This window comes from Micromonospora desertarenae, from assembly GCF_056150265.1.
The window spans coordinates 364000-382902 of sequence record NZ_JAXCFQ010000006.1 but is presented as its reverse complement, the minus strand read 5'-3'; the positions used below and the strand labels follow the sequence as shown (position 1 = coordinate 382902).

The following is an 18903-nucleotide window of genomic DNA, read 5'->3' as shown; positions in this document are numbered from 1 at the left end:
CGCGGCGGCCGGCGCGGGGACGCCCCCGGCGGCCTGCTCGACGTGCTGTCGCGATCCGATCGCTCCGGCTCTCTCTCGTGCGCACCCTCGACGGCGAGGACCGGCCCGGCAAACCCGGAAAGCGTAGCCACGCGCTCAGCCGCCCCGCCAGAGCCGGACGGCCACCGGCACGCGTCGCGTGGATCTGCCCGGAACCGGAACGGACGTGCTCGCCCGGCGTCCCAGCGAGTTGGAGGCTTCGGCGTCCCGCACCAGCGCCGGCGCCCGCTGCCCGCCGGCGCGACGGTCCATAGCACACCAGTCGGGGGTACGAACTCGACGCGGTGGTGCGGGCACTCGGCCGGTGGGCTGACGGCACCGGGCGGTCGGCAACGAACCCGGTGACAACGGCAGCCTTGACGTCGGTCTCGTCGTGTTAGCTGACAGCAGATTGATCATCAGCAGGTCGGCGGCCTACCGTGGTGGTCGTGCATGAGGTTCACACGGGGGACGGACGGATCCTGGCGGTCGAGGAGTGGGGCGTTCCCGACGGAGCACCGGTGCTGTCGGTGTGCGGTAGTCCGATGAGCCGCCTGGCGCGGTATCCCGATCCGGCGCTTTTCGAGCGGCTCGGCGTACGGCTCGTCACCTACGACCGGCCAGGGTTCGGTCGCTCGACACCGAGACCGGGCCGTCGGGTCGTTGACGGTGCCGACGACATCGCGGCTATCGTCGACGCGCTCGATCTGGACCGGCTTTCGGTCGTCGGGGTATCTGGCGGCGGGCCACACGCGCTGGCGTTCGCCGCCCGGTACCCGGAGCGGGTCGTCCGGGTGGCGGTGCTGGCGAGCCTGGCGCCCCGCGACGCCGCGGGCCTCGAGTGGACGGCCGGCATGGCCGACGGCAATCGCCGCAGCGCGGCAGCGGCCTTGCGGGGCCGGGCAGCCGTCGAGGCGCACCTCGCTGCTGTGGACCAGGGCGGGCCGGCGCTGTTGCCCGCCAACGACCAGGCCGTGCTCGCTAGGCCGGAGATCAACGCCATGGTCAGGGCCGCGTTCGCCGAGGCCGTCCGGCCGGGCCTCGACGGCTGGGTCGACGACGTGCACGCCCTCTTCGGGCTGCCGTGGGGTTTCGACCCGGCGACCGTGTCGCGACCGGTGCGGGTGTGGCACGGCGCGCTCGACCAGGCCGTGCCCGCCGCGCACGGCCGGTGGCTCGCGGCGCGCATCCCCGGCGCCGAGCTCGAGGTCCAGCCGGATGCCGGCCACGCCGGTCACTTCGACGCGACACCGGCCGTCCTCGAGTGGCTGGTAGCGGCGCCCGTCACCGCAAACGCACCCTGAATCCACCACCCACCCCCCACCCACCCCACACCCCCCACCCCCACCCCCGCCATCGCTCGGTGATCATGAGGTTGGCGGCAGCAACGGAGATCGAGACCGCCGCCAACCTCATGATCAACCGGGGTCGGGGGTGGGGGTGGGTGGGCCGCCGTGGGTCCAGGGGGTTTCCTCGGCGGTGGGGAAGGTGGCGGGCGGCAGGAAGGCCTCCGAGAGGGTGGTGTAGCAGAGCCGCTCCCCCGCCTCCGGCACGCTGCCGGGCGCCGCCGCCAGGCCGCGGCCCATCCCGCCGGAGAGCTCCAGCACCACCTCGGTCTTGCCGTCGGCGGCCGGGGTCACGAACACCACCCGGGCCTTCTGCGCCGGCCGGGTCGGCGAGTACAGCACCGCGCCGACCGGCACCAGCACCGGCTCGGTGGTGACCAGCTGGATCCGGGGCCGCAGCACCGGCCGCTTGCCGCTGTCGTCCACCCGCTTCGGGTCGGCCAGCGTCACCTCGCCGACGAACGCCTCACCGGCCAGCCGGTGCTCGGCCATCACCAGCGGGTCGTCGTAGGCGCGCTGCACGGCGTAGGAGGTCAGCGCCCGCTCCAGCCGGTGCAGCCGCTGGGCCGCCGCCACCGCGCCGTCGCGCCGGGGCTGCGGGCCGCCGCCCGCGTCGAGGTGCTCCGCGTAGCCGGTGAACGCGTCCCGGTCGCCGGCCCACCGGCCCTCGACCCGGGCGCCGGGCGGCAGCGCGCGCAGCAACCCCACGCCGCGCCACATCAGCTCCCAGGTGGGCGCGAGCTGGTCGCGCAGCAGCCGTTCCAGCTCGGCGTACGCGGCCGCGCGGGCCGCCGGATCCGCCTCGGCGGCGGCGTACGCGGCGATCGCCGGGGCGAGCCACCGGTTGTCGAACTCGGGATCGGTGGCCGGCCCGGCCGGCGGGCAGCGCGCCGGGTCCTCGGCCAGGGCCGCCGCCTCGGCGCCGGTGTGCCCGGCCGGCGGGTCGATCCAGCCGAGCAGCGCCGGCAGGTGCAGGTCCTCCACCGCGCTCTGCCCGGTCGCCCAGTGCAGGGTCAGCGCGTCGGTCATCGCCACCAGCGCCGACGAGCCCGGATGCTCGGCGCGCTCGGCGAAGAAGGTCAGCCAGCGACCCAGCAGCGGCACCGACGGGTGCACCGGATGCTCGCCGTCGGTCCGGCGGAACCGGGTGGCGCGGCCGAGCAGCCGCAGGAAGGTGATCCCGGCCGGGTTCGGCACCAGCAGCTGCGGCGCGTCGACGTAGCGGTGGCGGACGTCCCGGCCCCGGTCCACCGCCACCGCCTCGGTGGCCCCCCGGTGCCCGTCCAGGTACGGCAGCAGCACCGCCGCCAGCTCGGCGGCGAACGCGAAGCGCTGGTCGCGGTTGCGGGGCTGCGGCACGATCAGCAGCCGCGCCTCGTCCGGCGCCGCGCCGACCAGCATCGCCAGCGGGGCGTTCGCCTCGCCGGCCATCGCCAGCGGCACCAGCACCAGCGGCCGTGGCGACAGGTGCAGGTGCCGTACGGTGGCCACCGGCTGCGCCACCCCGGCGGCGAGCGCCTGCGCCCGGGCCAGCGCGCGCAGCGTACTCATGCCGGCAGCCCGAGGGCCTCGGCGCGCAACCGGGCGGCGGCGCGCAACAGCGCGGCGGCCTCCGCCTGCTCCGGCTCGGGGGTCCGCTCGCCGGTGGCGAGCGCCAGCACCTCCGGCACCGTCGGCACGCCGCCGAGCGCCTCGCGCACCGGCCGGCCCAGCGCGGCGGTCTGCTCCCGGGCCTCGTGCCGGCAGAAGTACGCCAGCTCGCAGGCGGCCAGGCAGTCCGGCGCGTAACGGGCCTCCACGGTGGACAGCGCGGCGGCCAGCGTCGCCGGCTCGGCGGTCAGGTCGGCGGTGAAGTCCTCGGGCACGGCCGCCAGCAGCGCGTCGATCCGGGCCATCCGGTCCAGTTGACGGCGCAGCACCAGCAGCTGCTTGCGCACGTCGAGCAGGCTCGCCACCGGCTGGTTGGCGAAGTCGCGCGGGCAGACCAGCACCACGTCGTGCGACACCAGCTCCGGGTCGTGCCCCTCGGCGGTGAGCAGCTCGCGCAGCGCCAGCACGTAGACGGCGGACTGGATCGCCGCGGCGGCCACCTTGCCCGGGTCGGCCTGCCCGTCGATCACCGGGAACGACTTGATCTCCACGACGTGGAACCGGCCGGCGAGCCGGGCCGCGACCAGGTCCGGCTCCAGGTACACCCGCCGGCCGGCGACGTCCAGGCCGAGCAGCGGGTGGTCGAAGAGCGCGGCCGGCTCGTCCGGCCCGGCCGGTACGGCGGCGGCGAGCACCTCCCGGGAGCGCCGCTGCCGGTCCGCCAGGTCGTCGGCGCCGAGGTCGGTCCAGTCGGCCCGGTCGCCGGGCGGCACGCCCAGCCGCTCCGCCACCAGCCGCAGCAGCTCCACGCCGCCGTCCGCCTTGAGCTGCGCCTCGAACGCGTTGCCCCGGGTGATGGCGAACCGGGACTGCCCGAACCGGGCCGGGAAGCCGATCCGCTCGGCCAGCTTCGGCTTGTCCACCCCGGCGCCGTCGAGGACGGCCCGCCGGGTGCAACCCGGGTTGCCGGTCAGCGCGGCGATGGTGCGGGCGTTGTGCCGCCGGGCCGGCACCCCGCCACGGATCGCCGCCAGTCGCTGCTCGCTGCTCGTCATGATCCGCCCAGGATAGGCCCGGACCGGCTCCGCGCCACGCGCGCCGCGACCGGGGTCAGCGGCTGTCGGCGGTGACCGGCACCGGCGCCGGCACGCCCCGCCGCACCAGCACGGCGACGAGCGCGGCCGCCACCAGCGCGACCCCGGCCATCGACCAGAGCACGACGCGCAGCCCGCCGGTGAACCCCGGGTCCGCGAGCCGGCCGGCCGTGGTGCTGGCGACCACCGCCCCGACCACCGCGATGGCGACCGTCTCGCTGGCCAGCCGGGCGGTGTTGATCATTCCGGCGCCGGTGGCCGCCCGGGCCGGCGCCACGCTGCCGATCGCCAGCGCGTCGAGCAGCCCCATGGAGAGCCCCACCCCGACGCCGATGGTGAGCAGCGGCCCGGCCAGCGCGCCGGGATCGCTGTCCGGGCCGAGCACAGTGGCCCAGGCCGCGCCGACGGCCACCACCGCGACCGACGCGACGATCACCGCCGGGGCCGGCACCAGTCGGGTCAGCACCCCGCTGAGCAGCGGCAGGACCAGCGTCGGCGCGGTGAGCAGGATCAGCGTCGCGCCGGCCGCGGCGGGGCTGAGCCCGACCACCGCGGTCAGGTACGACGGCAGGTAGACCAGCAGCGGCACCAGCACGGCGACGATGGTGGCCGCCGCCAGGCAGATGCCGAGGAACCGGGGGCTGGCCAGCAGCGCCAGGTCGAACATCGGCTCGGCACGGCCCCGCTCGACCCGGACGAAGACCACCAGCAGCGCCAGCGCGGCGGCGAACGCGGCGACGATGACGGGATCGCCCCAGCCGTGCTCCGGACCCTGCACGAAGCCGAAGATGAGCAGCAGCAACGCGGCGGTGAACGACCCGGTGCCCGGCCAGTCGATCCGCCCGCCCTCCGGCTGCCGGGACTCGGGCAGCAGCGGCACCAGGGCCAGCACCACCAGACCGGCCAGCGCCGGCGCGGCGAAGACCGACCGCCAGCCGAACGCGTCGATGAGCAACCCGGCGATGGACGGGCCGAACGCCAGGCCGACGCCGATCGCCGTGCCGAAGACGCTGAACGCGCGGGCCCGGGCCCGGCCGTGGAAGGTGCCGGCGAGGATCGCCGACGCGCTGGTGGCGGCGGCCGCCGCGCCGATGCCGGCGAGCGCGCGGAGGCCGTCGAGCAGCACGATGTCGTCGGCGACCGCGGCGAGCAGCCCCGCGCCGGCGAAGATCCCGACGCCGGTGGCGAAGACCCGACGCCGGCCGAGCAGGTCGGCGAGCGCGCCGCTGGCGAGCATGAAGCTGGCGAAGGTGGCGTTGTAGCCGTTCACCACCCACTGCACCCCGGCCAGCCCGGCGTCGAGGTCGCGACCGATGTCCGGCAGGGCGACCGAGGCGCCGGTCAGCGACACCGGCAACGAGAGCGTGGACAGCAGGACGGCGACCAGCACGACGGCCGGATGGTTGCGCACGATTCCCCCGTTCGGACGGCCGTCTCAGCCTAGTTGCCGTGGCCGGGGGCGAGATCCGCGCCGGGTCGAAGATCACACGCGGCCGGTCACCGGCCGGCCGAGCGGTTCCAGGGGGAACGGGGCAGCGCGGTGCCGGCCAGCGGACGGCGCTCACGCCGGCGCCGCCGACGGCCGGGGGTGCAGGGCGGCCGGGAGAGGGAGTGCGCGGGGGCCTCCGGGCACCGGCCGATCAGCCAGCAGAGGAACCGGACCATCGCCGACGCTCAGCCGACCGGAAGGCGCCGGGCCTCGGCCTTGGGGACCTCGTACTGGGCCCCGCAGTACGAGCACTGCTGGAGGTAGCGGGTGCGGATCGGGATGATCGGGATGAAGAACAGGCTGAACTTCGTCGACCGGCGGGTGATCACCTGTGCCGCGTGGTTCCCGCAGTTGCGGCAGACCTGCTGCACGACGCCCGATCGGGTGACCTTGGTGCGCAGCCCGAAGATGAGGAACATCCCCCGCCACTACCCACCCCGAGGCACCCGACACACCCCCACGACCATGATCGTCTGTTGCGCGGCAGGCCGATCCGGTCCTCGGTGACCCGCCGGGCAGCGGACGATCACCAATCCGCGCGGCCGAACGCCCGCCCCGGGATGCCGGGACGGGCGTTCAGGGTTCGCGGGTCGGCAGGGTCACCCCTCGGAGTTCATCCACCCGTCCCAGTGGTCGCCACCCTTGTCGTGGTCCCGCTTCTCGTCGTGCTCGTCGCGGCCCGACTCGCCACCCTTGTCGTGGTCCCGCTTCTCGTCGTGCTCGTCGCGGCCCGACTCGTCGCCCTTGCCGTGGTCCCGGTCCTCGTCCCGCTCGTCCCGGCTCCAGTCCGAGTCCTTGTGGTCCCGGTCCCGGCCCTCGTCGCTGGCGTCCCAGCCCCAGGACTCGTGGTCCTTCTTCCGGTCGTCGTCCTTCTTCCGGTCCTCGTCGCTCTTGATCTGGCCCCGGATCTCACCGTTCGGGTACTTCTTGGTGTGCACGTTGACGTAGGTCACGCCGGCCTCGATCGCGTCGACGAGCTCGTCGAACTCGCCCGGCTCGATGCCCTGCTCGGCGGGGCCGACGACGTCCTCGGGCTTGATGGTCCCCTCGACCTTGGCCGGGGACTTGGGGCAGTCCGGGACGTGCTTCGCCGCCCCGCCCTTGGCGTCCTTCAGGTTGGAGCAGAGGAAGGCGGCGATCCCGCCGCTCTGGTGCCGGCCCCCGAAGTGGATGTGCGCCTGCTGGACGTCGTTGAGCTCGTCGTAGGTCAGCTGGTACTTGATTTCCTTGTTGCGTTCGTCGATGTGCGCCACGAACCGGCCGAAGCCGGGCGTGGAGATGGTCAGCGGGTCTTCCTCGTAGCCGCTGAGCTTCGCCCGGACCACCTCCTTGCCGCGTGAGTCGCTCCAGTCCCACGAGTCGCGGGAGTCCCGCTGGTCGTGCGACTCACGCTTGTCGCCGGAGTCGTCCCGGCCGTCGCCCATGGCCGCGGTACCCAGGGCGGTGGCGGCGACGGCCGCGCTGGCCGCCACCGCCACCGTCCACAGTCGAGTACGTCGCATGATCATTGCTGTTTCCTCCTAGACGGGGATCCCAGCCCGCGACCGACGACACAGAATGCGCGTCCGTCACGGGACGCGGGCACGCGAAGGCACCGCGTGCCGGAGCGACGTGGTGTCGGAACCTCCGGCACTCGGGATCGATTGGCACCCTATGGTGAAATTGTCCCATGTTCGGGGGAAACCGGAGCCATCTTCACTGATCCGACCGTCAGCGATCTTCGAGTGCTATGCCGCAGGTCGGGAGGTCTACGGCGACCAGGGGTGGGTTGGGTACCGACAACACCAAAAGTGCCCGACCGCCGGTCCAGCGGTCGGGCACTTCTGGTGCGATGGCGGCGGCTCAGCCGGCGTCGGCCGGCTGGGGCTCCATGCCGGGGATCTCCGCCGGCAGCCAGATCGGCTGCCAGCCCGCCACCTCGTGGAAGCGGCGCAGCTCGGCCAGGCCCGACAGCGACCCCGCCCAGGCCGCGTACGGCGGGTTGGTCTCGTCGAAGCCGCTCTGCACGAAGGTCAACTTGGTCTTCCCGGCCGACTCGGCCAGCTCCCAGGTAGTCACGCCGGTCGGGCCCCAGTCCACCGACATCTTCCGGCCGGGCTCCAGGTCGATCACCTTGGCCGCGTAGCCGGCGTCGAAGCCGCCCATCGCGTAGCGGCCGCCGACCCAGGGCTCGATGCCGATCGGATAGCCGAACCAGGCGCTGGCCTGCTCGGAGTCGGTCAGCGACTCGTACACCCTGGCCATCGGCGCGTCGATGAGCAACTCGCCGCGCAGTTCCGCGGAGGTGAAGTCGACCTTGGGCACCAGCGGCGCACCCTCCACGTGGGCGGCCAGGTTGGCGATGGACAGGCTCCAGAACGTCTGCAGCACGCCCCGGATGCTGCTGCCGCTCATCATCTCGTTGACGTCGAAGTGGCTCTGGGTCAGCGTGAGGACCGTCGTCTCCGCGCCCTCGGCACGCAGCGCGAACTCGGTGGTGGTCTCCACCCCGTCGAGCAGCCAGGCGAAGCGGAGGGTGTCGTCGTCGACGTGCAGCAGCCGCTGGTGCGGGGCGTCGCCCTCCGGGGTGAACCGGCCCCAGAACTCGTACCGGCCCGGGACGTCGACCTCGGCGTGCTCGGCCAGCCAGACGCGCAGCTCGGCGGGGTCGGTCAGGGCGCGGCGGACGGTCTCCACCGGCGCGGCCAGGCGGGCGTGCAGCTTCATCGGTTCACTCACGGTCGTTCCCCTTCGGGTAGCAGGCCACGGCGAGCTTGAAGGCGTCTCCCTCGGCGCCCCCGTAGCGGGTGAAAAGGCCCTGCAGGGCGGTCTGCAGGTCGTGCAGGAACTGCTGTCGTTGCGCCGCCGGCACCCGGATCTCGCCGGACACCCCGACCGAGGGGAGTTCGGGGGCGGCGCGGTCGAGCCCGGCGATGTCGGCCTGGACCTCCTCCATCAGGTCGAGCAGGTAGCCCAGGCTCAGCTCGTCCCGCGCCCGGCGCAGACCGATCCGGCCGACCAGCCGGGGCGAGAGCCAGTACGACCGGGCGGCCGCCTGGTAGATGCCCTCGGTGATGCCGCGGACCCGGCGCTCGCTGACCCGCTCGACCAGGCCGGCCGCCACCAGTTGCTTGACGTGGTAGTAGACGCGCTGCGGCGTCTGCTCCAGCCGGGTCGCGACCTCGGTGCAGGTGCGAGGCTCGGCCAACTGCCGCAGCACCTCGACGCGCTGCGGCTTGAGCAGGGCTTCGGCCTGCTCGATCTGCTCCAGGTACAGGACTTCTCTCATGGCAAAATCAGTTTGTACGTACAAAACTTCTTTGTCAATGGGTTCGACGAAAGGCCGCGCGATCCGCGCGGCCTTCGTCAGCGGGCGGGCAGGACCTTGGTCTTCGTCCGCGACCTGCGCCACCCGCCGGAGGCGGTGTGGGTGCTCAGGGCAGCCAGTCCGGGCGCAACGGGTAGCTGTTCGACCCGTCCGGCCCGTTGCGGGTGGCCAGCACCTGGTGCAGCTGGATGCCGTTGCGCTCGAACGCCAGGCGGGAACCGGCCATGTAGAGCCCCCAGACCCGGGCCGTGCCCACCCCCACCTCGCCCACGCAGAAGTCCCAGTGCGCCACCAGGTTGCGGCACCAGCCGGCCAGCGTCAGCGCGTAGTGCTGGCGCAGGTTCTCCTCGTGGTGCACCTCCAGCCCCACGTCGTGCAGCTCGCTGATCAGCCGGCCGGGGCCGGCCAGCTCACCGTCGGGGAAGACGTACCGGTCGATGAACGCGCCCGACCGGTGCGGGGCGTGGTTGTCCGCCCGGGTGATGCAGTGGTTCAGCAGGCGCGCGCCCGGCCGCAGCCGGTCGCGCAGGAAGCCGAAGTAGGCCGGGTAGTTGCGCACCCCGATGTGTTCGGTCAGCCCGATCGAGGAGACGGCGTCGAACTGCTGCGGCGGCACGTCCCGGTAGTCGAGGTGGCGCACCTCGGCCAGCTCGGTCAGCCCCTCCCGCTCGATCGCCGCCTGGGCCCACTGCGCCTGGGCCCGGGACAGCGTCACACCGAGCGCCTTCACGCCGTACTCGCGGGCCGCGTGCCGGACCATGCCGCCCCAGCCGCACCCCACGTCGAGCAGCCGCATCCCCGGCTTGAGCGCCAGCTTGCCGGCGACCAGGTCGTACTTGGCCGCCTGGGCCTGCTCCAGGGTGTCGTCCGGGCTGCGGAACAGCGCGCAGGTGTACGTCATCGAGGGGCCGAGCACCTTCTCGTAGAAGGCGTTCGACACGTCGTAGTGGTGGGAGATCGCGTTGCTGTCCCGGGTCCGGGAGTGGCGCAGCCCGTTCACCACCCGCTTCCACCGCGGCAGCGCCTCCTGCGGCGGCGGGGGTGGCGGCAGCAGCCGTTCCCAGCCCAGCCGGCGGACCAGGCTCAGCCCCTCGGTCAGCGACGGCACCCGCAGGCGCATCTCGTCCTTGAGCACCCGCAGCGCCTCGTACGGGTCGCCCGGGTGCACCCCCTCCAACGCCAGGTCCCCGCTGACGTAGGCGCGCGCCATGCCCAGGTCACCCGGGGCGGTGAGCAGGTAGGACAGCCCTCGCTCGGAGCGGACGGCCAGGGTGATCCCGGCGTCGGTCGGGCCGAGCGCGCTGCCGTCGTAAGCGGTGACCCGCACCGGCAGCGGGCCGGTGGTCACCGCGCGGATCACGTCGGCCACTGTCGGGCCGATCCGCCGGCCCCCCGCCGGCGGGGTGGCGGGAGTGCTCGCCGCTCCCTGGTCTCGATCGGTCAGGCTCATTGTCGTGCAACCGCCTTCTCGTACAGTCCGGTCAGCCGGTGATCCGGGTCGTAACGGTCCTTCACCGCGCGCCAGGTCTCGCCCCCGTAGAGCCGGTCGAAGGACGCCCGGTCGTAGTACGCGTCGGAGTAGAGCGACTTGTGCCCGCCCAGCTCCGACACCTCGCGCTCGATCGACCGGTTGACGTCGCCGTCGGCGGCGCCCTCCGCGATCGGCACGCTCCCCCAGAATCCGATGTTGACGTAGTCCTGCCCGGGCCGCAGGGGATACAGCGGCCAGGCCCGGGCCGATCCCGGGCCGGTCGGCTCGCGCAGCCGCAGCGGGCAGAGCCAGACCGGGCTCATCCCGACGGTGCGGGCGAACCAGCGCAGGAACTCCGCCGTCCGATCCAGCGGGATCTCCACGTCCTGCACCACCCGCTCGCGGGCGGGCAGGCCCCGCAGCCGGTCGATCCGGGCGGCCACCCCGTGCCGGTGCTCCAGCCGCACCAGCCGGTGGTAGACGTCGCTGCGCCGCCACCGCGCCGGCCAGATCCGGCGGACCACCGGGTGCTGCACCCCGAAGGCCGCCGAACACCAGAACCAGTCGGTGTCCCAGCGCCACAGATAGTCGTACGCGGTCAGCGCGTCCCGGGTGCGCCGGCGCAGCGAGCGGTAGTAGATGTCCTGCCCGGTGTAGTCGCTGACCTCGCCCGCGTCGGCGGTGAACGTGCCCAGCACCAGGTACGCCTCGCCCGGGCTGAACATCACCCCGTCCATCGCGTCCACCTCGACGCCGCCGAAGGAACGGGTGGCGCTCACCTCGGCGATCGCGTCGACCAGTTCCTCCAACCGGGTGAACCGCACGTTGCGCAGCGCCACGTGCCGGCGGACCGGCTGGAGTTCGATGCGCAGCCGGGTGGCGTAGCCGAGGCTGCCCAGCGAGTTGGGGAACGCGGCGAACAGGTCGGCGTGCTCGCCCTCGGGCCGGGCGGTGACGATCTCGCCGGCGCCGGTGAGCACGTCGAGTTCGAGCACCGACTCGTGCGGCAGGCCGTTGCGGAACGAGGTGGACTCGATGCCCAGCCCGGTCACCGCGCCGCCGAGGGTGATGGTGCGCAGCTGCGGCACCACCAGTGGCATCAGCCCGTGCGGCAGGGTCGCGTCGACCAGGTCCTCGTACGTGCACATGCCCTGCACGTCGGCGGTGCGGGCGGCCGGGTCGACGGCCAGCACCCCGGTCAGGCCGCTGACGTCCAGGCCCGGGATGCGGGGCGCGGATCGCGGGCGGAACAGGTTGGAGGTGCGTTTGGCGAGCCGGACCGGCGCACCGGCGGGCACCGCGGCGTAGGAGCGCCGCAACTGGGCCACCGCACTCTCGTGGTCGACCGGATGATGATCCACACGGACCGCGCACATGAGATCACTTTACGCGCCGAGACGCCTTCGGCGTGGGATGTCCACGGTGGCCATTTCGCATCTCGGAAGGATCGGCCGGGTTACCGTGGCCGGCATGCCCTCTCCCGCGTACGCCGCCCTGGACGCCACCGGCCTGCCCTACCGGGTGATCCGGCACGGGCCGGTACGCAGCCTGGCCGAGGCCGCTCAGGCGCGCGGGGTGGCCGTACCGGACGTGGTGAAGACCATCGTCGTCCGGCGCGGCCCGGACGACCACCTCTTCGTGCTCACCCCCGGCGACCGGGTGATCTCCTGGCCGAAGCTGCGCGCGCTGCTCCACGTCAACCGGCTCTCCCTGCCCGACGCGGCCACGGCGAAGGCGGTGACCGGCTACGAGCGGGGCACCATCACCCCGTTCGGCGCCAGCACCGCCTGGCCGGCGGTCGCCGACGAGCGGCTGCGCGGCCGGCAGATCACCCTCGGCGCCGGCGAGCACGGGGCGGCCGTGGCGGTGGACGCGGACCGGGCACTCGACCTGCTGGCGGCCACGGTCGCCGACGTCACCGACCCGGAACCCGCCCGCTGACGCGGGGCCGGCGGTCCGGCGCGCCGACCGCCGGCCGGCCATTGCGCTCAGCGCCGAGGGCCGGATCGCGCGGTGGCCGCGGGCCGGCCGCCGGCATAGCGTGGGAGCCATGCCGAAAGCCGTCTGGAACGACCTGGTCGTGGCCGAGAGCGACGACACCGTGCTGGTGGAGGGCAACCACTACTTCCCCCGGTCCGCGCTGCGCGACGACCTGATCCGCGAGTCGCCGACCCACACCGTCTGCCCGTGGAAGGGCACCGCGTCCTACTACACCCTTGAGCACGACGGCCGGCGAAGCGCCGACGCCGTCTGGTACTACCCCGACCCGAAGCCCGAGGCGGAGCTGGTCCGCGACCGGGTCGCCTTCTGGAAGGACGTCCGGGTCGTCGACTGAGCGCCGCGGGGTCACCCCCGCGGGGGCCGGCTGGCCGCCGGCGGCCGGAGTGGGCCAGGATGCCGGTATGACCGAAGAGCGCAACGACCCGGCCGGCACGGTCTACGGCGGCCGGCGCGCGTCGCGCCCGGGGCTGCCCCGCGATCCGCTGATGCGCACGGCGCTCGGCGTCGGGCTGGCCGGCGTCCTGCTCGGGGTCTTCTTCGCCACCGGCGTGCTCGGCGGCGATGCCGAGCCGGTGGTGCCGGCGTCGGCCGGCACGCCGTCCGCGGCGCCGGAGAGCGCCCCGGCGGCGAGCGAACCGGCGCCGAGCAGCCCCGCCGCCTCGCCGACGGCCGCCCCGACCACCCCGGCGGCGCCGACGGCCGGCCCCCGGGTGTTCCGGGCCGCCGCGTCCGGGCTCTGCCTCGGCCTGGACGGCACCGGCGAGCGGGCGCCGGCGCAGCTCGCGGTCTGCACGGGCGGACCGGAGCAGCAGTGGGTGGTCAACCCGGCCGGCCCGGACGTGGTGACGCTGACCAACGCCGCCACCGGGCAGTGCCTCGACGTCGAGGGGGCCGGCACCGACGACGGCACCAAGCTGCTCCAGTTCCCCTGCCACGGCCAGGCCAACCAGCAGTGGCGGCTGACCCCGACCGGCACCGGCCCGGTGCTGCTGGTCGCGGTGCACAGCGGCCGCTGCGGGCAGGTGGACGACGGCGGCACCGAGGTCGGCGACGACGTCGAACAGGCCGCCTGCACCGGCACGGTCGAGCAGCAGTGGACAGTGGCCTGACCGGTCAGCCCCGGTAGCTCCACGCCCGCCGGCCGGTCGCCGCGACCGGCACGGCCAGCGGCGCGACCGGGGCGCCCGGGCGGCGCCGCAGCAGCAGCGACAGCCCGGCCGCGCCGATCGACAGCGCCCCGGCGGCGAACCAGGCCAGCGCGTAGTCACCGAGCTGGTCGCGGACCAGCCCGGCGCCGGTCGCGGCGAGCGCGGCGCCCACCTGGTGCGCGGCGAACACCCAGCCGAAGACGACCGCCGCGGAGGCGCCGAAGTACTCCCGGCACAGCGCCACCGTCGGTGGCACCGTGGCCACCCAGTCCAGCCCGTAGAAGACGATGAACACCAGCATGCTCGGCTCGGCGGTGGCCGCGAAGAGCCCGGGCAGCACCAGCAGCGAGCCGCCGCGCAGCGCGTAGTAGGCGCCGAGCAGCAGCCGGGGGTCCACCCGGTCGGTCAGCCAGCCGGAGGCGATGGTGCCGACGATGTCGAAGAGCCCGACCAGCGCCAACAGCCCGGCCGCCGTGGTCTGCGGCATGCCGTGGTCGTGCGCGGCCGGCACGAAGTGGGTGCCGACCAGCCCGTTGGTGGTCGCACCGCAGATCGCGAAGCCGCCGGCCAGCAGCCAGAACGGCCGGGTGCGGGCCGCCTGGGCCAGCGCGCCGAGAGCCCGCGCTGCGGCGCCGCCGGCCGGCGGCGCCGGGGGCGTCACCTCGGCCGCGCCGTAGGCCGGCAGCCCCAGGTCCGCCGGGTGCTCGCGCAGCAGCCAGACCACCAGCGGTACGACCGCCAGCGCGGCCCCGGCCACGACGAGCGCCGCCGACCGCCACCCGTACTCGCCGACGAGGAGGGCGACCAGCGGGAGGAAGACCAGTTGGCCGGTCGCGCCGCCGGCGGTGAGCACCCCGGTGACCAGCCCGCGGCGGTGCACGAACCAGCGTCCGGTGACGGTCGCCACGAAGGCCAGCGCCATCGACCCGGTGCCCAGCCCGACCAGCACGCCCCAGCAGAGGATGAGCTGCCAGCTCGCCGTCATGAAGACGGTCAGCCCGCTGCCGGCCGCGACCAGCAGCAGCGCGGTGGTGACCACCCGCCGGATGCCGAACCGGTCCATCAGGGCGGCGGCGAACGGCGCGGTGAGCCCGTAGAGCAGCAGGTTGACCGAGACCGCGGCGGAGATGGTGGCCAGCGGCCAGCGGAACTCGGCGTGCAGCGGGTGCAGCAGCACCGACGGGGCGGCCCGGAAGCCGGCCGCGCCGACCAGCGCGACGAAGGCGACCGCGGCGACGGTCCAGGCCGGGTGCAGGCGACGGGATCGGGTCACGTGTCGAGTCTCGGGATCCACGCCCGCACCGACGAGTGGCCGGAAAGCCATCATGCGCAATAATCGGGCCATGACTCTGCACCGGCACCGGATCGCGGTGCTCGCCCTCGACGACGTCGTCGGCCTCGACCTCGGCACCCCCGCCCAGGTCTTCGGCACCGCCCGCGACGCCGACCTGACGCCGCTCTACACGGTGCAGGTGTGCACCCCGGGCGCCCGGACGATCCGCAGCAGCGGCGGCTACCGGGTGCTTCCCGACCACGGGCTGGAACTGCTGGCCACCGCCGACACGGTGGTCGTGCCGGGGATTCACGGCGGGACGCCGCTGACCGACGGCACCCTCGACGCGGAGGTGGCCGAGGCGCTGCGCGCCGCGTACGAGCGGGGCGCCCGGGTCATGTCGATCTGCACCGGGGCCTTCGTGCTGGCCGCCGCCGGCCTGCTGGACGGGCGCCGGGCCACCACCCACTGGGCGTACGCCGAGCGGTTCCGCCGGCTGCACCCGGCGGTGGACCTCGACCCCGACGTGCTCTTCATCCCCGACGACCGGCTGCTCACCTCGGCCGGGGTGGCCGCCGGGCTCGACCTGTGCCTGCACGTGATCCGCACCGACCACGGCAGCGAGGTGGCCAACCGGGCGGCCCGGCGCTGTGTGGTGCCACCGTGGCGGGACGGCGGTCAGGCCCAGTACATCGAGCGGCCGGTGCCCCGGGCCGCCGACGCCAGCACCGCCGCCGCCCGGGAGTGGGCCCGGCAGCGGCTGCACGAGCCGGTGACCCTGCGCGACCTGGCCGAGCAGGCCCGGATGAGCGTGCGCACCTTCACCCGCCGGTTCCGCTCGGAGACCGGCCTCAGCCCGGCCCAGTGGCTGCTCCAGCAGCGCACCGACCACGCCCGGCTACTGCTGGAGACCACCGACCTCACCGTCGACCAGGTGGCCCGCCGCTGCGGCTTCGGCACCGCGGCGGCCCTGCGCCAGCAGTTGCACCTGCGGATCGGGGTGGCCCCGTCGGCGTACCGCCGCGCCTTCCGCCGCCAGCCCGAGCCGGCCTGACCGACGCCGGCCGACCGGCGGACCGGCCGACGCCCCGCCCCCGGCCGGCGAGCGGGGGCCGCCTCCGTCAGCCGGCGCGGAGCATCCGCAGCTGGGCCAGGTGCTTGGGCAGGTGCACCCGGGTGTGCAGGTCGAGGGTGCGGCCCCAGGGCAGCGGCTCGTCCACGTTGAGGTCGTAGCCCTCGCGCAGGTGGGTGTCGACCGGGGTCTGCGCCGCCGGGCCGAGCCGCTCGGTGAGCGCGCAGAGCTTCTGGCTGGTGGCGCGCAGCAGGGTGGCCAGGGCGTCCAGCCCGCCGCACTCGGCGACCAGCGCGTCGACCTGCGGGCGGTGGATGGTCTCCAGGTCGTAGTAGGCGAACGGCGCCCCGGCCAGCACCGCCTCGGTCGCCTCGACCATCAGCTCGTCGTTGGCGGCCAGGTGGGCGACGATCTGCTCGGCGCTGAGCTGCCCCTCCGGCGGCGGTCCGAATCCGCCGGCGTCGACCTCGGCCAGCACCTGCGCGTACGCGTCCCGTAACGCCCCACTGTCCATACGCTCAGTGAAGCCCGGCCCGCGCCGGCCGGTCCGGCGTTCCGGTGGTCGGTTCACCCGGACGGGACCCGGCGCCGCCGCCGTCGGCGGTGGGCGCGGCCGGCATCCCGGCACCGCCAGGCGGGGTCCCCGCGCCGTCAGCCGGATCCGGGATCGGCCGGTGGAACGACTGACGGGACGCTGTCGAGCTGCCCCACCGGTAGGACCAGGGGCAGCGACTGCGACAGCCGGGCGGCCGGCGACCCGGGACAACCGGGCCCGCCGGCATCAGAGGCGGCAGGTGCCCGCCCGGCGAGGGCTGCCCGACCGAGCGGCACTCCGACCGGCGAGGGCTGCTTGATCGAGCAGCACTCCGACGGGCGGTGGCTGCCCGAACGACCGGCACCCCGACGGGCCGGCGCCATGGCCGGGCGCCCTCACAGATGGGGCAGCTCCACAGGGCCCGAACCCCCGGAACCGCGCCGGGCTGCCCGCCACGCCGGCCACCGCGCCGGGCTGCCCGCCACACCGGCCACCGCGCCGGGCTGCCCGCCACACCGGCCACCGCGCCGGGCTGCCCGCCACGCCGGCCACCGCGCCGCGCCGGCCGCGACCAGCGCCGCACGCGCACGGATGCGGGCGGCGGGTCAGCGGCGGCCGTGGCGGGCGCGCAGATAGTCGGAGACGACGTACTCGCCCAGGTCGTCCAGGTCCGGGGTGAACATCCGCCCGCGCGAGCGGCGGGCCACCGCGTCGACGAAGCGCCGCAGCCCGTCGTCGTCGCCGAGCATGAACAGGTTGAGCGTGGCGCCGTAGCGGGTGAGCCGGTCGACCTCGCCGATCGTCGCCTCGATGGTCTCCGGCAGCGGCGGCCAGTGGAACAGCGCCTCCCCGTCGTCCGGGTCCAGGTGCGCGGTCGGCTCCCCGTCGGTGACCACCAGCACCACCGGCTCGGCGTCCGGGTGCCGGCGCAGGTGCCGGCCGGCCAGCCGCAGCGCGTGCTGGAGGTTGGTGCCCTGCTCCATGTCCGGCTCGACGGCGGCCAGCTCGTGCTGGCTCAGCGGCAGCGCCTGCCGGCCGAACCCGATGATCTGGAGCGCGTCCTGCGGGAACCGGGTCGCCATCAGGTGCGCCAGGGCCAGCGCTGTCTGCTTCATCGGCCCCCAGCGTCCCTGCGAGATCATCGAGTAGGACAGGTCGACGCAGAGCGCCACCGCCGCCGAGGCCCGCCGCTCGGTCTCCACCACCTCGAAGTCCTCGACCGCCAGCTGCACCGGCACGCCCGGCCCGGCCCGGCGGACCGCCCGGGTCAGCGTCCGCACCACGTCCAGCGGCTGCTCGTCGCCGTACTCCCAGGGCCGGGAGCCGCCGCTGACCTCGCCGGCGGCGCCCGCCGAGCGCAGGTCGTGCTGGCCGCGGGGCCCGGCGGTCAGGTCGGCGAAGACCCGCCGCAGCGCGGTGCCGCCGAGCCGCCGCAGCGCCTTCGGGCTCAGGGTCAGCCCGTCCGCGTCGCGGCTCACCCAGCCCTGCCGGCGCAGCTCCCGCTCCAGCTCCCGCAACCGGCGTACGTCGTCGGCCGCGTCCCGGCCCAGCGTCCGGGCCACCGCGTCGACGTCGACGTCGTCCAGGGTCGCCCCCGGATAGTCCTGGTCCAGGGAATCCAGCAGCTCGTCCAGCTCGGCGATCTCGCCGAGCGCGCCGGCCGCCTCGCCGTAGCCCAGCGGTCGCTCGCCGCGGACCCGCTCGCCGCGCCCCCAGGCCAGGTCGGGGCGGAGCGCGCGCAGGTGGGCGTCCAGCGCGGACAGTTCCCCGGCCAACCGGTCGCCGAGCGACTGGCGCATCAGCCCGGCCAGCTCCTCGCGCTGCCGGTCCGACAGCGACCGCATCAGCCGCTCACCCGCCGCCGCCCGCCGGGCCAGCACGTCCACCAGCTCGTCGACGTCCTTCGGCTGTTCCGGGAAGAAGTCGCCGTGCCGGCGTATGAACTCGGCGAACGCGTCGGTGGTGTCATCCGCGCGGGCGTGCCGCGCCAGCAGGTCGTTCAGGTCGCGCATCATCTCGGCCAGCCGCTGCTGGGCCGCCGGATCCGCCGACGCCCGTACCGCGTCGCGCAGCCCGGCGAACCGCTGTCCCAGCACGTCGTCGCGCAACCCGTCGAGGATCTGCTGGTACGACCGGCGCGCCTCGTCGCTGGCCCACTCGTAGCCGGCCAGCTCCTCCACCGCCCGGGCGGTGGAGCGGGGCAGGTTGTCCAGCACCGCCTCGGCGAAGCGCGCCGCGTCGTCGTCCCGGCCGCGCAGCTCGTCCCGCTCGGCCGCGAGCGCCTGGTCGAGCAGCGCCCGGGACCGGGTCACCGCCCCGTCCAGGTCACCGCGGCGCAGCGCCTCGCGGCGCAGCCGCCGGGCCCGCGCCGCCAGGTCGTCCAGGCCGCCGCGGCCCTGCGGGCCCCGGCGCAGCAGCTCGCGCAGCGCCTCCCGCAGGCTGCCGCCGGCCAGCACCTGCGCGCCCACCGCGTCGACCGCCGCCCGCACGTCGTACGGGGGCGCCAGCGGGTCGGGCCCGCCGCGCCACTGCCCGTACCGGAACCGGTTGCCGGCCACG

General features: G+C 74.9%; 17 protein-coding genes. 5 read left to right on the top strand and 12 right to left on the bottom strand.

The window, feature by feature from the left end; genetic code table 11:
- Positions 1-467: 467 nt before the first annotated feature.
- A complete protein-coding gene (locus SM577_RS16005; protein ID WP_474582149.1) occupies positions 468-1322 on the top strand; it encodes an alpha/beta fold hydrolase in 855 nt (284 codons plus the stop codon).
- A gap of 114 nt (positions 1323-1436) precedes the next feature.
- On the opposite strand, the gene SM577_RS16000 is transcribed toward SM577_RS16005, so the two are convergent.
- The 9 genes from SM577_RS16000 to SM577_RS15960 all read right to left on the bottom strand — a co-directional run bounded on the left by SM577_RS16000 (position 1437) and on the right by SM577_RS15960 (position 11691).
- Positions 1437-2915: a hypothetical protein gene (locus SM577_RS16000; RefSeq protein WP_474587217.1), complete on the bottom strand. Its 1479-nt coding sequence runs from the start codon at positions 2913-2915 to the stop codon at positions 1437-1439.
- Complete coding sequence (locus SM577_RS15995) at positions 2912-4009, bottom strand: hypothetical protein (protein WP_302918044.1); 1098 nt, start codon at positions 4007-4009, stop codon at positions 2912-2914. Before SM577_RS15995 ends, SM577_RS16000 begins: the two co-directional genes overlap by 4 nt.
- 55 nt (positions 4010-4064) lie before the next feature.
- The gene (locus tag SM577_RS15990) at positions 4065-5459 is read right to left on the bottom strand and encodes an MFS transporter (protein ID WP_302918045.1); all 1395 of its coding nucleotides are present in this window, start codon (positions 5457-5459) and stop codon (positions 4065-4067) included.
- A gap of 263 nt (positions 5460-5722) precedes the next feature.
- Entirely contained in the window at positions 5723-5956 is a 234-nt protein-coding gene (locus tag SM577_RS15985) for a zinc-ribbon domain-containing protein (protein ID WP_474582152.1), read from the bottom strand.
- A gap of 180 nt (positions 5957-6136) precedes the next feature.
- Positions 6137-7045 (bottom strand): CHRD domain-containing protein, encoded by a 909-nt coding sequence (locus tag SM577_RS15980; RefSeq protein ID WP_474587216.1) that lies wholly within the window; start codon positions 7043-7045, stop codon positions 6137-6139.
- 334 nt (positions 7046-7379) lie between these two features.
- On the bottom strand, positions 7380-8255 hold the full coding sequence (locus tag SM577_RS15975) for an SRPBCC family protein (protein ID WP_474587215.1): 876 nt from the start codon (positions 8253-8255) through the stop codon (positions 7380-7382).
- Complete coding sequence (locus SM577_RS15970) at positions 8248-8805, bottom strand: winged helix-turn-helix domain-containing protein (RefSeq protein WP_302918049.1); 558 nt, start codon at positions 8803-8805, stop codon at positions 8248-8250. The genes SM577_RS15975 and SM577_RS15970 overlap by 8 nt, the downstream gene beginning before the upstream one ends.
- A 145-nt stretch (positions 8806-8950) precedes the next feature.
- On the bottom strand, positions 8951-10294 hold the full coding sequence (locus SM577_RS15965; RefSeq protein ID WP_302918050.1) for a class I SAM-dependent methyltransferase: 1344 nt from the start codon (positions 10292-10294) through the stop codon (positions 8951-8953).
- On the bottom strand, positions 10291-11691 hold the full coding sequence (locus SM577_RS15960; protein WP_474582156.1) for an FAD-binding oxidoreductase: 1401 nt from the start codon (positions 11689-11691) through the stop codon (positions 10291-10293). Before SM577_RS15960 ends, SM577_RS15965 begins: the two co-directional genes overlap by 4 nt.
- A 94-nt stretch (positions 11692-11785) precedes the next feature.
- Between SM577_RS15960 and SM577_RS15955 the strand changes: the two genes are divergently transcribed.
- The 3 genes from SM577_RS15955 to SM577_RS15945 all read left to right on the top strand — a co-directional run bounded on the left by SM577_RS15955 (position 11786) and on the right by SM577_RS15945 (position 13425).
- Entirely contained in the window at positions 11786-12256 is a 471-nt protein-coding gene (locus SM577_RS15955) for an aminoacyl-tRNA deacylase (RefSeq protein ID WP_474587214.1), read from the top strand.
- Positions 12257-12365: 109 nt separating this feature from the next.
- Entirely contained in the window at positions 12366-12650 is a 285-nt protein-coding gene (locus tag SM577_RS15950; protein ID WP_474582157.1) for a DUF427 domain-containing protein, read from the top strand.
- A gap of 67 nt (positions 12651-12717) precedes the next feature.
- Entirely contained in the window at positions 12718-13425 is a 708-nt protein-coding gene (locus SM577_RS15945) for an RICIN domain-containing protein (protein ID WP_474587213.1), read from the top strand.
- A 4-nt stretch (positions 13426-13429) separates the two neighbouring features.
- Here the strand turns inward: SM577_RS15945 and SM577_RS15940 are convergent, their stop codons facing one another.
- A complete protein-coding gene (locus tag SM577_RS15940; protein WP_474587212.1) occupies positions 13430-14737 on the bottom strand; it encodes an MFS transporter in 1308 nt (435 codons plus the stop codon).
- Between the two features lie 52 nt (positions 14738-14789).
- On the opposite strand from SM577_RS15940, the gene SM577_RS15935 reads away from it, so the two are divergent.
- The gene (locus SM577_RS15935; protein WP_474587211.1) at positions 14790-15791 is read left to right on the top strand and encodes a GlxA family transcriptional regulator; all 1002 of its coding nucleotides are present in this window, start codon (positions 14790-14792) and stop codon (positions 15789-15791) included.
- Between the two features lie 67 nt (positions 15792-15858).
- Here SM577_RS15935 and SM577_RS15930 read toward each other — a convergent pair whose 3' ends face one another.
- Together SM577_RS15930 and SM577_RS15925 are read right to left on the bottom strand one after the other, a co-directional pair.
- Entirely contained in the window at positions 15859-16323 is a 465-nt protein-coding gene (locus tag SM577_RS15930) for a hypothetical protein (RefSeq protein WP_302918057.1), read from the bottom strand.
- Positions 16324-16949: 626 nt separating this feature from the next.
- Positions 16950-18902 (bottom strand): VWA domain-containing protein, encoded by a 1953-nt coding sequence (locus tag SM577_RS15925; protein ID WP_474587210.1) that lies wholly within the window; start codon positions 18900-18902, stop codon positions 16950-16952.
- Position 18903: the final 1 nt, after the last annotated feature.

Bases quoted from the DNA above. Each gene is read 5' to 3' on its own strand.
- SM577_RS16000 (WP_474587217.1), bottom strand. From the start codon at position 2,915: ATGAGTACGCTGCGCGCGCTGGCCCGGGCGCAGGCGCTCGCCGCCGGG.
- SM577_RS15995 (WP_302918044.1), bottom strand. From the start codon at position 4,009: ATGACGAGCAGCGAGCAGCGACTGGCGGCGATCCGTGGCGGGGTGCCG.
- SM577_RS15985 (WP_474582152.1), bottom strand. From the start codon at position 5,956: ATGTTCCTCATCTTCGGGCTGCGCACCAAGGTCACCCGATCGGGCGTC.
- SM577_RS15980 (WP_474587216.1), bottom strand. From the start codon at position 7,045: ATGATCATGCGACGTACTCGACTGTGGACGGTGGCGGTGGCGGCCAGC.
- SM577_RS15970 (WP_302918049.1), bottom strand. From the start codon at position 8,805: ATGAGAGAAGTCCTGTACCTGGAGCAGATCGAGCAGGCCGAAGCCCTG.
- SM577_RS15965 (WP_302918050.1), bottom strand. From the start codon at position 10,294: ATGAGCCTGACCGATCGAGACCAGGGAGCGGCGAGCACTCCCGCCACC.
- SM577_RS15960 (WP_474582156.1), bottom strand. From the start codon at position 11,691: ATGTGCGCGGTCCGTGTGGATCATCATCCGGTCGACCACGAGAGTGCG.
- SM577_RS15955 (WP_474587214.1), top strand. From the start codon at position 11,786: ATGCCCTCTCCCGCGTACGCCGCCCTGGACGCCACCGGCCTGCCCTAC.
- SM577_RS15950 (WP_474582157.1), top strand. From the start codon at position 12,366: ATGCCGAAAGCCGTCTGGAACGACCTGGTCGTGGCCGAGAGCGACGAC.
- SM577_RS15945 (WP_474587213.1), top strand. From the start codon at position 12,718: ATGACCGAAGAGCGCAACGACCCGGCCGGCACGGTCTACGGCGGCCGG.
- SM577_RS15935 (WP_474587211.1), top strand. From the start codon at position 14,790: ATGCGCAATAATCGGGCCATGACTCTGCACCGGCACCGGATCGCGGTG.
- SM577_RS15930 (WP_302918057.1), bottom strand. From the start codon at position 16,323: ATGGACAGTGGGGCGTTACGGGACGCGTACGCGCAGGTGCTGGCCGAG.